Below are 13,626 nucleotides of genomic sequence, written 5' to 3'. Positions count from 1 at the left end.
GTGGGTGCCAGATTGAACGCATATCTCACACCCATCAAACGATGATATCTCGATTCTTCTTCCGCAGGTCGGCAAGCCGGCCGCAGACAGCCGCTCCCCTTGCCGCTATCGCTGCATTCTCTTTGGGAGCGACGTCGCTGTTTGCGCAGCAGGACCTGTCGCAGACAGTGATCAAAGTCACACCCGTTGCCGGCGGCGTGTACATGCTGCAGGGGGCTGGGGGCAACATCGGCCTATCCGTCGGCAATGACGACGCGTTCATGGTCGACGATCAGTTCGCGCCCCTTACGCCCAAAATCAGGGCGGCAATCGCCACAGTGACCACGAAACCGGTGCGGTTTTTACTTAACACCCACTGGCACGGTGACCATACCGGGGGCAATGAGAATATGAGAGGCGCCGGCGCGATCATCGTTGCTCACCAAAATGTGCGCCGCCGCATGAGCACCGAACAGTTCACCGCGGCATTCAACCGAAAGACGCCGCCATCTCCGAATGCCGCACTCCCGATCGTGACATTCTCCGAGTCGATCACCTTCCACGTAAACGATGACAGTGTCAAGGCAGTGCATGTCCGGAACGCTCACACCGATGGCGACGCGCTCGTTGTCTTTCAGAAAGCGAACGTAATCCATATGGGCGACACTTTTTTTAATGGCACTTACCCATTCATCGACGCTTCAAGTGGTGGATCGGCGAGAGGCTTGATTGCCGCGGTCGACGCTGCTTTGGCGATGAGCAGCCCCCGGACGAAAATCATTCCAGGCCATGGTCCGCTCGCGACCCGGGAAGATCTCGTGCGCTACCGCGATGTCGTTCTGGCAGTCACCAACCGCGTAGCCCGGCTCGTCACTCAGGGACGAACTCTGGCGCAGATTGTCGCCGCGAAGCCATCGGCGGAGTATGATGCGAAGTGGGGAACAGGGTTCATCAAGCCTGACCAGTTCGTTACGATGGTCCACTCCAGTGTGGCAACATCCGGGAGAAAGCCCCGGCAGTAAGGCAATGGCTTCGGGTGCTATCTCGCCGGGCTTCCCACCACGCTTTCGTACAGCGCCTGAAGCGTTGCTGCTGGATCTTTGCAGACTCCCTCGTGCACCGGGCCGCTCTGAATCACGTCCGACCGCGGCGCGGTGAGCCAGTGGAATCGTTCGGATGGCGGAGCGAGAGCCACCGGTCCCGCGGAAATGTCTCCCTCGCATATTGCCTGGCACGATTGGAGGTAACGCATGAGCAGAGCGACGTCGACACCCACCGCTCGCGCTGCCAGCTCCGCGGCATCAGTCACAACGCGGATACCGAGAAACTCGGCGGTCCTGGCATGCAGCGCGACACCCACCGGAACGAAAGCGCCGATATGAACGTGCGGTACCACCCGCAGCACTGCGAAGTTATAGGATATCCAGGGAGAATCACTGGACGAGTCCATGCCGTGCTTCGCCTTCATCGGCGGGCACCCAGCCGGTGGGGCTGAGCTCCCGCAGCACGACTCTGAGCATCGCGGGCTTCGCTCACAAATGCGCGCGGGCCGCGCAACCTGGCGGTGAGATACCCGATGTATCGCTCGCGTGCGGCATCGGGAGTGTCGAAATCGGCACGTACTGACGCGTCACTCAACAATTCATCCGGTACTGCACCGACTACGTGCCTGATGAGATCTTCGGTGATCGCCGCCGTCATGGCTACGTCGGCTTCATCGATATCACCGCTCTGGCCAAGCAGCACATGGTCCCTTATAAGCGGGAATGATGACATGATGCGTGCCTTATCCACTGACGCCCAGTCGTGTTGAACGTAGAGTGCTGCGCCGTGGTCTATCAGCCATGGCTTCCGTTGCCAGATGAGCAGGTTTGGATTTCGGTGAGTTCTGTCCGGGTTCGTGACGAACGCATCGAACCATACGATTCGCGCAGCGAGTTCACGAGTCACGAGCTCGCCTGCGGCGGTCATATCGAAATTGAAGGATCCGTCGAGATACCGCGCGCCGACATTGATGCCGTGGCTCGCGCGAAGCAAGTCCTGGATCTCGGGATCCGGCTCCGTGCGGCCGAAGGACTCGGAGACGTCGATGAGCACAATCTCGGGAGATGGTAACCCAGCCTGCTGCGCCAGGAGCCCCGCAACCAGTTCGGCGATCAGCGCTTTGGCGCCCTGACCAGCACCGCGGAATTTAGCCACGAACAACCCGTCACCGTCGGTATCCACCACTGCCGGCAGCGAGCCACCCTCGCGAAGCGGCTGGACGTAACGCGTTGCCGACAGAACTGGCAGATGATGCACCGGCTAGCTTCCCGGCGCTACGCGAATGCTGCCTCGAAATCGGCGAAATCAGGGTCACCCAGTTCCGCAAAAACAGGATTGGACAGATACCGTTCGCCAAAGTCGCAGATGATCGAGACGATGAGTTTACCCTCGTTCTCAGGCCGCGCCGCAATCGCCAACGCGGCCCAGGTGATCGAGCCCGAGGAAATACCGGCGAGAATTGCCTCCTCGCGCGCAAGTCGACGCGCCATGCCGATCGCGTGATCGTTCGTGACGCGGATGACTGCGTCGTAGATGCTCGTATCCAGATTTCCAGGCACAAATCCCGCGCCGATTCCCTGCTGCTTGTGCGGCGACGGCTGACCCCCCGAAAGCACCGGACTCTCGTCGGGCTCTACAGCGACGATCTGGATACCAGGTTTTTTCTCGCGCAGGTAACGCCCCGCACCGGTAATGGTGCCGCCAGTACCCACACCCGAGACGAAGATATCGATCTTCCCCTCCGTCGCCGTCCAGATCTCGGGTCCCGTGGTGCGGTAGTGAATCGCTGGATTCGACGGATTGTCGAACTGTCGCGGCATCCAGGCGCGATCACCGAGGCGTTTGTGAATTTCCTCTGCACGCGCAATCGCGCCCTTCATTCCCTTCGGACCTTCGGTGAGAACCACTCGGCAACCAAGGGCGCGCAGCATGTTGCGCCGTTCGACAGTCATGGTTTCCGGCATCGTAAAAATGCACCTGAAGCCGCGCGCAGTCGCCGCGTACGCGATTCCGATTCCCGTGTTTCCACTTGTCGGCTCCACGATCACCATGCCGGGCCGGAGATCGCCGCGCTCGACCGCATCATCGATCATCGCAGCACCGATGCGGTCCTTGACGGAATTGAAGGGATTGAATCCCTCATGCTTGACGACGATTCTCGCCGGCAGTCCCGCGCCGAGTCGATTCAACTGAATGAGCGGGGTGTTGCCGACCGTCTCAGTGACGTCGCGATAGATCCGTTGCTCGAGCATCACTATTTCCTCGATAATTGAAGTCTTTTCGGTGCGCTGAGCCGCCACGCGTCGGCAAGAATGTCCGCGACCGCACTCCAATCCGGCTTGTCATCGAGCCAGATGCCCAGCCAACCCTTGCATCCTACGTACGGCGGAGAGAAGTAGCGGTCAGGCTCCGAATTAATCAGCAGATCCTGGTTGACCTGCGTCGAGTTGCACCACACTCCCGGCCGCCCTTGTCCATGATGATTGCCTGCGGCGGCATACATTGCGAACATCTTGTTGCGAACGCGAAACGTTGGCTCACCCCACGCTTCCACCTCGTGCGCCTCAGGCAGTGCAAGACTCAGCTTGCGCAGGCGATTCAGCGGACTCGGCGGCATGAACGTTAATCCGGCAGATCAGTGACGGTGCCTATTCCCGCACGTATCTGGCGTCGACGGCGAGATCTTCCTGCCCCTCGGGCCAGATATTGTTCATCACTATTCGAAGACTGTCGGCCTCTGGCGTGATGATCGTACGCCATCCCCAGTCGGGTCCCGTTGGCGCCTCGTACGATCCGAGCAGGCTCAGGACGCCGGCATCATCTGCCGTACCAATGCACGCCATGACCTTGCTGCCCATGTGAAAGCTGTCGACCCAGTGGGCGGTCACTTCCCCTGTTTCCTTTATATATCCAATCAGGTACGACCCATCGTGCGGCTTGTCGTCGTGCGACCAGGTATAGTCGATGCGGACAAACCTGTCACCCGCGATGCGGGTTATGACTGCGGTAGATTGGGAGTCGATGAGGTTGCCGGAGTCGGGGTCAAGCTGGAGACTGCTTGTGCCCCGCCATTTCCCTTCACATATCGCAAGCTTGTCGAGCATCGTCATCAGGCTTACTGCTCAGGCGGGATATAGGTCGGCCCCGTCTCGTCGGCGCGCACTGGTTCACGGATGTAGCGTCCCTTGTCCGGTATGGCGATCCGGTCGAAGTCACCAGCCAGAGTATTCAGCGCATCGCGCATCAGCTGCCCTTTCATTGCCCTTCCATGGCCCGTTATTACCACTTCGGGCTGCAGCGCCGCCAGCATCTCCACAGATCGCCGGGCCGAGGGCCAGTCAGTGGTGAAGGGGGTTGGCGGCCCATGCAATTCTTCCTTCTGGGTTATCACGGCGTAGGCCGACTCCATGTTGGTAGTGATGAATGCATCGCCGGCGATCAGCGTGCGGTCGCTCTCCCTCCATAGCGAGATATGGCCAGGCGTATGGCCCGCTGTGTGAAGCCAGCGCCAGCCTGTCATCCCGGGCACGCTGCCGTCATCGGGCAAAACCCGCAGCCATCGGCTCACATCGATTGGCCCTGTACCGAACATCGGAGAGAGTTTCGGCATAATCCCTCCTCCGAGACTTGTATCTGGAGGCGGATACGAAGCGCGGCCGTCGAGATAGGGAAGCTCGAGAGTATGGGCATAAATGGGAACATCCCACTTCTCGGCGAGTGCCTCCACCGTTCCGGAATGATCTGAATGCCCGTGCGTCAGGATGATCGCAACCGGGGGAATGTCTTTCCCGAATCGTTTCCCGGCCGTGGACTCGATTCTCCCTGTCGATCCGATCACTCCGGTGTCGACCAGAACCCAACCTCCGGACCTATCGCCCGGCGTACCAACGTAGACGTTGTTTACGACAGCATGCCGCTGATAGCCGACGTCCGGAGTGACTTCGCGTACGCCTTCTTCCTTGCCGGTATCGGCGATCGCGTCGCTGCTGATAGGTACCTGTTCATCCATTCTCGTTGCCTTGGGCGTAGTGTGGAAAGGTAAAGAGAAGCAATCGGCATTCCGCGACGCCGGCGAATCGGCAAACGTCAGCGATCAACGCCTGGGCCACTGTTCCATGAGCCTGCTCATGAACACTGCTGCACGTTCGGCACTCATTCTAATCGATGCAAGCCGGACCATTTCGCGGGGTGAGTGCGCCCCTGCGCCATCGACACCCAGTCCGTCGATGCCCGGAATCAGCGGCGCTACAAAAGAGATATCCCCGGCACCCCGCTCCTCGGGTGGTGTGTACGACACAGCTGGATATCCCAGAGCCTGGCTGGCGCCGTCGAAGATTGCGAGCAGACGCTCACCGATGGGCGTTACTGCCATGGCCGGATATGCATCACTAAAGGCGATCGTCGCCTGGGTGTTCGACAACGAGCGGGAGACGATTGCGCGCATTCGCTCCCGTGCTGAGTCTTTTTGCGATTCGGTTAGAAATCGCAGGTCGCCGGTTGCGCGAAGAACCGGTGGAACGATGTTTGATTTTCCATCGACCGTCACCACTGCCCCCGACGAATCGGCAATGACGTGAGTGCCGGAGGCCAGGATACCCACGTTGAATGTGAGTCCACGCTCGCCGGCCATTGCCCGGCGGAACTCGTCAAGAATCCTCACCCCCTCATATGCCGCACCGTAGCCGGTGCCTGTCGAAAAAATTCCCGCAGAGTGGGCCTGCCGGCCAGTTACGTCGAGACGCCAGCTGCTGGAACCGCGGCGGCCAATCGCCACACGCGTGGCCGAGCCGCCCTCGAAGGCGAGTGCAAGGTCACTCTGGCGGGCCGCATCGAGTAGCGAGGCGCGCGAGACGCTGATCGGCCGGCCAGCAGATTCTTCGTCCCCCGTCATGATCACGGTGATGTGCATGTCCTTTAGCTGCCCGGCATCGGCCAGGGCACGGAGTGCGAGAATCATCGACACATCACCGCCCTTCATGTCGCTCGTGCCAGCTCCGCGCGCGATCGTGTCTTCACGCACCCAGCCCTGGCCTTCGCCCTCAAACACCGTATCGAGGTGGCCGATGAGCAGCAGCCGGGGTCCACGCGTGCCGCGACGAACCGCAATCAGGTGTCCGGCGCGGTGCAGCGAGTCTGGCAGTGTTTCCCATCGGGTTTCGAACCCGATCCCGCGCAGCTCGGCCATGAACAGGTCCCCTACTTTCCGCACGCCCGCCAGGTTGTTGGTGCCGCTCGGGATATCGACTGCGCGTTGCAGCAGGCTGATCGAGGAGTCGTAGTGCTTCCGGACGGCATCGCGGATCTGCGTTTCAGTGGTCGTGAGCGGAATGGTCTGTCGCGGAGCCTGCGCGGGGACCGGAGACGAAGGTGAAGGCGCCGGGCCCGATACTACGGGGCGGCAGGAGCTTGCCAGGAGGGCGAGCGCGGCGGCGAGTACAAAAATTCTCATCGGGTTGTCGATTGGGTGATGGCTCGAGGTAATTCTGGAGGCTTCGTCCGGTTCCGGGAAGAGAGATTTGTCGGTAGGCGCGATAAAGCGCGGTAACCACAGATGACGCAGATGGACACAGATGACACAGATGGAACTGCAACGGCGGGAAGATGTAGGGAACTGCGCTCGCTTCTGTCGGTTGGCTGAGCAGGAGAATTGAAATTAGGGCAACCCCGTCGCGACTGTCATGGCTGTTCCCGAACACAGGACCTGTCAGATAATCTGTGTCTGAGGTCGTATCGTCTATGGCATGTGAAGCGTCGCTGTTCCCAATTACACATTTTCTTGTTGCAGCAGTGATGGCGAGATACGAAGTGAAACCGGATGTCATCATCTGTGTCCATCTGTGTCATCTGTGGTAACGGTTTCCCGCTCCTCTTCCTGTCGTCTGGATGAAGCAGGGTACTCGCCCGCTTCTCGACTGCACTAAATTCCCGCAATGCTCATCCCGGCATTGCTAGCGGTGTCGCTGCTTCAGGATTCGTCGCTCATCTACGACGGCCGCGCGAAACGTACGCAGGTCGCCACTCCGCGGGCCGATGCGTCGATCAGCGTTGACGGCCGCCTTGATGAACAGGTATGGACGCGCGCCGCCCGGCTCTCCGGGTTCTCACAGTATCAGCCAGTGGATGGACGCGCGGCCGACGACGCAACCGAAGTTCTGGTTTGGTATTCCCCCGATGCAATTCATTTTGGAATTCGCGCCCGCGAGAGTCACGGCCCGGTGGTGCGCGCGACCAATGCCAACCGCGACAACATCGCCAGCGAAGATCACGTTCAGATTCTTCTCGATACCGAAAACGACCGTCAGCTTGCGTTCCTGTTCGGCGTAAACGCGCTTGGCGTTCAGCAGGATGGCACGCGCAGCTCGCAGTTCGCGGGAGGGGCTGGAGGATCGTCGGCAACCGGCGGCGGGTCGCGCAACATCAATCCTCTCGATGGAACGGTTGACCTCAACCCCGACTATGTCTTTGACTCGCGCGGACGGCTTGTGGAAGGCGGATATGAAGTAGAGATCCGCATCCCGTTCAAGAGTCTGCGGTATCAGGAATCGAAAACTCAGTCGTGGGGCATCCACATTCTTCGTCGGGTGCAGCACTCCGGATTTCAGGACACATGGGCACCGGCCATTCGCGCCGGCTCGAATTTTCTCGCGCAGTCAGGCACCCTCGCAGGATTGCACGACATGCGGCGCGGTCTCGTTCTCGAAGCAACTCCTACTGCCACCAGCAGGGCGGATGGTGCGACGCGAGCCGATGCCGGGCATGAATACCGGTCACAGTCGGAAGTCGGAGCGGATATCAAGTGGGGAATCCGCCAGAGCCTTACCCTTAACGCCACTGTGAATCCTGATTTTTCGCAAGTCGAGGCGGATGTCGGCCAGGTACTCCTCAACGAGCGATTTGCTCTTTTCTATCCGGAAAAGCGGCCTTTCTTTCTCGACGGACTCGAGCTGTTCGACACCCCGAACCAGCTCATCTACACCAGGCGCATTGTCGCTCCTCAGGCCGGGCTCAAGCTCGGCGGCAAGCTTGCTGGCGTCAACGTCGGGGCGATGCTCGTTGGCGATGATCGCGATTATTCAATCAGCTCTGCACGTACACCGCTCTTCGGCGTCGCCCGCCTGCGGAGGGATTTTGGACGCAACTACACTATGGGCTCGGTACTCACCGCGCGCGAAGATGGAGACAATCATTCGCGGCTTGCCGGTGCAGATCTCCGGATCTATCACTCAAAGCTGTATTACGTGCAGTTGCAGGCGGCGCAGTCGTGGACAGACAGCTCGCGCGACCGCCGCACCGGCTCCCTCATGCAGGCAACATGGGACCGCACCGGCCGCGCCTGGGGATTCAACTACACCCTCAGGGATATCGATCCTGACTTCCGTGCCGCCGCGGGATTCGTGAATCGTACCGGCGTTCGCGAGGGGCGTGCATTCAACCGCTTCAGCTTTTACGGAGCGCCCGGTGCACTCGTCCAGACGTACGGCGGATTTTTGGGCCTGCAGCGGACCTGGTCAAATGCAATTGAGGGCCATCCGGCGATAGAAAAGAGTGAATCCATCTCGCCATCTGCGACGCTGCGCGGCGGGTGGCAGGTCGGTGGGGGCATATCGCGCGGATTCTTTGCCTACGATCCACTGGTCTACACCGGCCTCCAGGTCCAGCGTGTCGCAGGCGGGTCGACCGATACCGTGGCTTTCCTCACGCCGGCGCCGGAGGACAATCAGTGGGGAGGTTCGCTCCGCGTGACGACTCCGACGCTGCGGTTGTTCAGCGCAAACGGGAGTGTAAGCTGGGGCGCGGTGCCGATATTTCGCGAAGCATCGCCAGGTCGCGGCTCCAGAATCGACGCCGCATTCGACGTTCGACCGACCGCGGCACTCCGGAGCTCGCTGCAATTCTCGCGACTGACACTCGATCGGGCAGGTGCTGGGTCGAGATTCTCGACCGAAACTATTCCGCGGGTAAGAACCGAGTATCAGGTGAGTCCCGCCATTTTCCTGCGGCTCGTGGGCCAGTACGCCGCGCGCTCACGCGCTCCACTCGAAGACCGAGATGGAAACCCTGTCCTCCTGCGGGGTGTGCTCGATCGCGGAAGTACCACGAATGAGTTCTCCGTCGACTGGCTCTTCAGCTACCGGCCCATTCCCGGCACGCTCGTCTACGCTGGCTACGGCTCGACGCTGGAAGAGCCGCAGGAGTTTCGGTTCCAGGATCTCAGACGGTCGAGGGACGGCTTCTTCGGAAAGGTCAGCTATCTGTTTCGGATGTAACCCTGACGAGCGCGGTGCTTTTCACATAAACGTCGGAGCAAATCGATGCCCGGTGAGCCGTGGGAACCCGAGGAACGACGAAAGCGCTACAGGAACGCAAAGCGGGATGGTCTCCGGCGGCTGATGACCGAGGGGGATTCGTGGTTCGACTATCCCCCGCATGCAAACATCGTCGACTGGCTCGAGAGCGAGGGCCAGTGGGCGATCAACCGTCTCGAGAGAAGCGCCGACACGGTGGAGAACATGACCACCGACGCGAATCTCGCATTGCTCGCCGCCATCGCGAAAAAGGAAAAACCCGAGTGCATCCTCTTAAGCGGCGGCGGCAACGATATTTTCACACCGATACCCGAGGCTCCTGAGCTCCGGTGGATTTACCGCGCGCTCATGGATTACAATTCATCGAAAAGCGCTGCCCAGCACGTCAACGCGATTGTGTGGGATGAGAAAAAGACGGATATCAGGCGCGGATACGTGCGACTGATCGGAGCACTCGGCGCGTATGCTCCAATCGCTGTCCACGGCTACGATTATCTGTGCGCTACCGGCGAGAAGGTTCGTTACGACGGATTCCGGCTGGCTGGACCATGGATACTTCCATCGATGAAGAAACGCGGAATCCTCAATCCCGATCTTCAGAGCGCGATTCTGAGAGTGTTCATCGACGAATTCAACGTCGTGCTTGCGGCGCTCGAGCGCGCCTATCCCTCAACTACGATATACATCGACCTTCGAGGCACGCTGGACCGTTCAAGAGACTGGATAAACGAAATTCATCCCACTGAAAACGGGTTCCGGATGCTCGAACAGAAGATCTCTGACGCTTTGTTACGCCGGTTGCCGGCAGTGATCGAAGCTCGGAGGCACATCCGGTGATTCGAGCGCTTGTGGCGATTGTTGCAATCGCGGCCTCGGCCGATGTTCTCGCTGCCCAGCGTCTGCCAGTCGATGATTCACTTGGCGTATCTGCGGGAGTCAACTCGCGGCTTCACTGGCGCGGCATAACGTTGAGCGATGCCGCGGGACTCGAGACAGGCGCGTCGGTTGCGCTCCCCAGTATCGCGCGAGGTCTTCAGCTGGAGGTGCGTGGATGGACATCGCTGGCCGAACGCGAGCGGTTCAAGGGCGGCGATCAGTACTCGGCGGCACTGCATTATCAGATTCCATTCCGGGGCGCTCCACATCCGGCTTCACTGGTACTTCGGTTCGCTGAATACTGGAATCCGAACATCGACCGCGTCGCACCGGAAGCCGCGAAAAACGCCGAGGAACTGGGAGCACGTGGAATAGTCGACGTAGGGATCGAGTCGCTCGGAATTCGGACGTTGCGGCTGGAGTTCGATGCTGCCCGTCTGGTGGGACAACGGAAGGCGACGTGGACGTCGGCGGGTGCAAGTGCGAGTGCTGGTACGGTGTTCGATCGCGTCGAGAACGTGCATACCGTTGCGGCGGTGCTGAGAGCCATTGCGAGGGCTGGAGATCTCGCCGGCCCGTCCGGTACGCCCACAACCGGGTTCGGTTTTCAGGGACTGGACATGGGACTGGACCTCGAACATCGGCTCAGCGGCCCGCTCAAATCTTATTCGTTGTCTACAACGCTTCGCTTTGGGATTCTGGCGCGGCCTGAGCGTCGCGGGCCGACCGTCGGTTGGGCCGGAATCCGGGAGTCACTGTTGTTTTTCTAGCTCGCTCGCGGGCCATCATTCATTTGTATCCTTCCTCACACGGTGCAGCGGCGCAGAGTAACAGGCTGAATGAATGCGGAATGCGTGACGTTTTGCTCATTCCTGCTATTGGAACCTTGATCGCCAAGCCATGGGGTATTACGATTCTGCTACGGAGGTAATACCTGGATAGCCCAATGCGCACCGTTTCGTTCAAACTCCCCGAACGGCTGGATCAGGCGTTAAGCGACCTGGCCCGCCGCCGCGGGTCGACTCGCTCTGCTCTGGTTCGACAGGCATTGGAGGGGTTGGCTGCGAACAACAGCAGCTCGGTGACGGCGATAGTCGACAACCTGGTGAAGCCATTGGACGGCCCGGCGGATCTTTCGACAAATCCCAGGCACATGACCATGTACGGGAAGTGACCAGGATCGTCATCGATACGGGTCCCATCGTTGCACTTCTCAACCGCCGCGACCATCACCATGCGTGGATTCGCGGGGTGCTGGCCACGGTCGCACCACCAGTCTTTACCTGCGAAGCTGTCGTTTCGGAAGCGTGCTTCCTGCTCGGACGGCTCACCGGTGGCCGGGACGCGGTATTCGAGCTTCTCGCGAAAGACGTATTACAAATCGACTTTCGCATGTCTTCCGAAATCGAAGCGCTCCGAGGCCTCATGCGTAAGTTCGCGAACGTTCCGATGTCGCTTGCCGATGCGTGTCTCGTACGGATGACAGAACTTGAGCCGCGGAGTGCGATCGTAACGCTTGATAGTGATTTTCGGGTCTATCGCCGCAACCGGCGGCAGGTTGTTCCAACAATTACGCCGGCCCGACCCCGCTGACGTGATGTCGGACGCTGGCAGTTGCAGCCGCTTCTACACTGGTGTCGGCCTCCCATACCTGAATCGCACAACCTCCGAGTACTTCACGATCTCGAACTCCCGAAACGCCGCTGAATTCTCGATCGTATAGGGTGCGAACAGCTTCGACGGATAATCCCTGAGCACCCCGCATTTGCTCAACAGACTGTGCACGAACTCCGAACACATCATCTCGCTCCGATATTTCTCGAGAATCCCCGGCTGCAACCGCTTCGGCAAAACAGCGCACGACAGAAAGACCAAGGCGCTCCGGTGCATTCTCAGATAGTCGATCGGGCCAAACTGTTCGATAGTCGACTCGATTGCGTCGAGGCTGATCTCCTCCGAGATGTGCTTGATCCCGAAATGCGGATCCCCGTTGTCCCTGCTGTATGCGCCCAACAGCGTTTCCAGCGGCACGATTCGGATCCCGTTTCCCTTCGTCAGATAAGTCGCCTCGCCATGCCCCGAATGAAACCGGTCTGCGCATTCCATCACAAACAGCCCACCGTCTTTCCGCACAATTATTCCCGAATGCCGGAATTCGTTTTCACTGAACAACAGTGGCGATACGACATCCTGTTCGAGCGCGTCGACCAGCCCGTTCCGGCTGGTCTTGTGAAAAAGGAGAATGTCCCCAGTCCTTGTATCGGCGCGTACGTCGTCGAATTCAACAATCGGGTGGCGCTTGTAGCGCAGTTTCCGCCTCTTGAGCCACCACCCCAGCCCCGCAACTGGAATTCCCACAACCATGAGGCCGGCAACGATCGCCGGTATCATGACCCCCCGGCCTCCGGCGGATTGGCGCGGAGCCACGCCACCGTGTCGGCAATGGTTACCTCCGGCGCGCGCGATGCATATCCGAGATCCGCCTCTGCATTCTGCGAGCGAATGTCCCAGTAATGCATCGTCATCTCGATCACCACCGGATCTGGCAGGGCATGAAACCGGAGCCGGCTCTTTGCGTTCAGCCGGGCCGCATGCCACAGCATTCGCGCCGGCAACCTAGTCCACGATGGTTCAAGCCCGGCCTGCTCCGCGATCATGCCGAAAAAATTCTCGAGTGTAACCTCAGTCCCCGCGAGATGATAAACAGGTTTGGGATCAGCGTGGCGCATCGCGCGCACTATCGCTGTCGCCGCGTCACGGATATCGACGAAATTGAAGTTGCCGTCGAGGATGAAAGGAAGCTTCCGCCGCAACACCTTGAGCACATTCGACGTGGACCGATAGCGATGATCCCCCGGCCCCAGTAGTACCGGCGGTCGGAAGATCACCAGATCGACGCCGAGCTCAGCGGCAAGACGCCGGCTTTCCCTCTCGGCGCGAATCTTGGATGCGTAATAAGGCCAGTTGCCAACAACGTCCTCGCAAAACGGAGCGTCTTCGAAAACACCCTCGCCTGGCCGACTCGAACAGGAAACAGCCCCCGACGTGGAGACAAAAATCAGCCGGCAGTTCTTTTCTGCTGCAAGACGAACCATGCCGAGCGTTCCCTCGACATTCGTGCGCTCCATGTCGTCAACACCAGACCGCGAATGCTTCACTTCTGCAGCGAGATGAAAAATACCGTCGAGGTCAGAAAGCAGGGGATTCCCGCTCCATGTCGCGGTTGCGAACAAGCCGCCGGTGACCACATCGATATCGCCCAGTGATTCCCGCCACTGTTGTGCCTCCCACGCCCCAGCGTCGCGAACCAGCACGACGATGCGAGCATCGGGAACGCACCGGCTCAATGCTTCTATGACGTGACGACCAAGAAAACCGGTTGCGCCAGTGATCAGATACGTCGGCCGGGTTTCCTTCACGA

General features: G+C 59.8%; 15 protein-coding genes. 6 read left to right on the top strand and 9 right to left on the bottom strand.

Annotated features, from left to right (window positions below; genetic code table 11):
- Window positions 1–41 precede the first annotated feature (41 nt).
- Window positions 42–1,001, top strand: coding sequence for an MBL fold metallo-hydrolase (locus WKF55_02115; protein MEJ7758366.1), 960 nt, complete (start codon window positions 42–44; stop codon window positions 999–1,001).
- Between the two features lie 17 nt (window positions 1,002–1,018).
- Here WKF55_02115 and WKF55_02110 read toward each other — a convergent pair whose 3' ends face one another.
- The 7 genes from WKF55_02110 to WKF55_02080 all read right to left on the bottom strand — a co-directional run bounded on the left by WKF55_02110 (window position 1,019) and on the right by WKF55_02080 (window position 6,472).
- Window positions 1,019–1,447 carry a DUF3037 domain-containing protein gene (locus WKF55_02110; protein MEJ7758365.1) on the bottom strand — a complete coding sequence of 143 codons (429 nt, stop codon included), beginning with the start codon at window positions 1,445–1,447 and terminating at the stop codon, window positions 1,019–1,021.
- A complete protein-coding gene (locus tag WKF55_02105) occupies window positions 1,444–2,280 on the bottom strand; it encodes a HipA family kinase (GenBank protein ID MEJ7758364.1) in 837 nt (278 codons plus the stop codon). The genes WKF55_02110 and WKF55_02105 overlap by 4 nt, the downstream gene beginning before the upstream one ends.
- A gap of 17 nt (window positions 2,281–2,297) precedes the next feature.
- Window positions 2,298–3,275 carry a cysteine synthase A gene (gene cysK / locus WKF55_02100; GenBank protein ID MEJ7758363.1) on the bottom strand — a complete coding sequence of 326 codons (978 nt, stop codon included), beginning with the start codon at window positions 3,273–3,275 and terminating at the stop codon, window positions 2,298–2,300.
- Between the two features lie 2 nt (window positions 3,276–3,277).
- Window positions 3,278–3,640: an MmcQ/YjbR family DNA-binding protein gene (locus WKF55_02095; GenBank protein ID MEJ7758362.1), complete on the bottom strand. Its 363-nt coding sequence runs from the start codon at window positions 3,638–3,640 to the stop codon at window positions 3,278–3,280.
- Between the two features lie 31 nt (window positions 3,641–3,671).
- A complete protein-coding gene (locus WKF55_02090) occupies window positions 3,672–4,133 on the bottom strand; it encodes a DUF1579 family protein (protein ID MEJ7758361.1) in 462 nt (153 codons plus the stop codon).
- A gap of 5 nt (window positions 4,134–4,138) precedes the next feature.
- A complete protein-coding gene (locus WKF55_02085; protein ID MEJ7758360.1) occupies window positions 4,139–5,032 on the bottom strand; it encodes an MBL fold metallo-hydrolase in 894 nt (297 codons plus the stop codon).
- An 84-nt stretch (window positions 5,033–5,116) separates the two neighbouring features.
- Entirely contained in the window at window positions 5,117–6,472 is a 1,356-nt protein-coding gene (locus tag WKF55_02080; GenBank protein ID MEJ7758359.1) for a M20/M25/M40 family metallo-hydrolase, read from the bottom strand.
- 481 nt (window positions 6,473–6,953) lie between these two features.
- On the opposite strand from WKF55_02080, the gene WKF55_02075 reads away from it, so the two are divergent.
- From WKF55_02075 to WKF55_02055, 5 genes are all read left to right on the top strand, one after another.
- Window positions 6,954–9,290: a DUF5916 domain-containing protein gene (locus WKF55_02075; GenBank protein MEJ7758358.1), complete on the top strand. Its 2,337-nt coding sequence runs from the start codon at window positions 6,954–6,956 to the stop codon at window positions 9,288–9,290.
- Window positions 9,291–9,335: 45 nt separating this feature from the next.
- Complete coding sequence (locus WKF55_02070) at window positions 9,336–10,166, top strand: hypothetical protein (protein MEJ7758357.1); 831 nt, start codon at window positions 9,336–9,338, stop codon at window positions 10,164–10,166.
- Window positions 10,163–10,975: a hypothetical protein gene (locus tag WKF55_02065; GenBank protein ID MEJ7758356.1), complete on the top strand. Its 813-nt coding sequence runs from the start codon at window positions 10,163–10,165 to the stop codon at window positions 10,973–10,975. Before WKF55_02070 ends, WKF55_02065 begins: the two co-directional genes overlap by 4 nt.
- 176 nt (window positions 10,976–11,151) lie before the next feature.
- The gene (locus tag WKF55_02060; GenBank protein MEJ7758355.1) at window positions 11,152–11,379 is read left to right on the top strand and encodes a ribbon-helix-helix protein, CopG family; all 228 of its coding nucleotides are present in this window, start codon (window positions 11,152–11,154) and stop codon (window positions 11,377–11,379) included.
- Window positions 11,376–11,798 carry a PIN domain-containing protein gene (locus WKF55_02055; protein MEJ7758354.1) on the top strand — a complete coding sequence of 141 codons (423 nt, stop codon included), beginning with the start codon at window positions 11,376–11,378 and terminating at the stop codon, window positions 11,796–11,798. The genes WKF55_02060 and WKF55_02055 overlap by 4 nt, the downstream gene beginning before the upstream one ends.
- A gap of 33 nt (window positions 11,799–11,831) precedes the next feature.
- Here WKF55_02055 and WKF55_02050 read toward each other — a convergent pair whose 3' ends face one another.
- Window positions 11,832–12,596, bottom strand: a complete 765-nt coding sequence (locus WKF55_02050) for a hypothetical protein (protein ID MEJ7758353.1) — start codon at window positions 12,594–12,596, stop codon at window positions 11,832–11,834.
- On the bottom strand, window positions 12,593–13,624 hold the full coding sequence (locus WKF55_02045; protein MEJ7758352.1) for an NAD-dependent epimerase/dehydratase family protein: 1,032 nt from the start codon (window positions 13,622–13,624) through the stop codon (window positions 12,593–12,595). The genes WKF55_02050 and WKF55_02045 overlap by 4 nt, the downstream gene beginning before the upstream one ends.
- Between the last annotated feature and the right edge of the window lie 2 nt (window positions 13,625–13,626).

It is taken from the genome of Gemmatimonadaceae bacterium (genome assembly GCA_037721215.1).
Classification (GTDB): domain Bacteria; phylum Gemmatimonadota; class Gemmatimonadetes; order Gemmatimonadales; family Gemmatimonadaceae; genus UBA4720.
This window is presented reverse-complemented; position numbering and strand designations above follow the sequence as displayed.

Bases quoted from the DNA above. Each gene is read 5' to 3' on its own strand.
- WKF55_02050 (MEJ7758353.1), bottom strand. From the start codon at position 12,596: ATGATACCGGCGATCGTTGCCGGCCTCATGGTTGTGGGAATTCCAGTT.
- WKF55_02075 (MEJ7758358.1), top strand. From the start codon at position 6,954: ATGCTCATCCCGGCATTGCTAGCGGTGTCGCTGCTTCAGGATTCGTCG.
- WKF55_02080 (MEJ7758359.1), bottom strand. From the start codon at position 6,472: ATGAGAATTTTTGTACTCGCCGCCGCGCTCGCCCTCCTGGCAAGCTCC.
- cysK (MEJ7758363.1), bottom strand. From the start codon at position 3,275: ATGCTCGAGCAACGGATCTATCGCGACGTCACTGAGACGGTCGGCAAC.
- WKF55_02110 (MEJ7758365.1), bottom strand. From the start codon at position 1,447: ATGAAGGCGAAGCACGGCATGGACTCGTCCAGTGATTCTCCCTGGATA.
- WKF55_02085 (MEJ7758360.1), bottom strand. From the start codon at position 5,032: ATGGATGAACAGGTACCTATCAGCAGCGACGCGATCGCCGATACCGGC.
- WKF55_02115 (MEJ7758366.1), top strand. From the start codon at position 42: ATGATATCTCGATTCTTCTTCCGCAGGTCGGCAAGCCGGCCGCAGACA.
- WKF55_02095 (MEJ7758362.1), bottom strand. From the start codon at position 3,640: ATGCCGCCGAGTCCGCTGAATCGCCTGCGCAAGCTGAGTCTTGCACTG.
- WKF55_02060 (MEJ7758355.1), top strand. From the start codon at position 11,152: ATGCGCACCGTTTCGTTCAAACTCCCCGAACGGCTGGATCAGGCGTTA.
- WKF55_02070 (MEJ7758357.1), top strand. From the start codon at position 9,336: ATGCCCGGTGAGCCGTGGGAACCCGAGGAACGACGAAAGCGCTACAGG.
- WKF55_02090 (MEJ7758361.1), bottom strand. From the start codon at position 4,133: ATGACGATGCTCGACAAGCTTGCGATATGTGAAGGGAAATGGCGGGGC.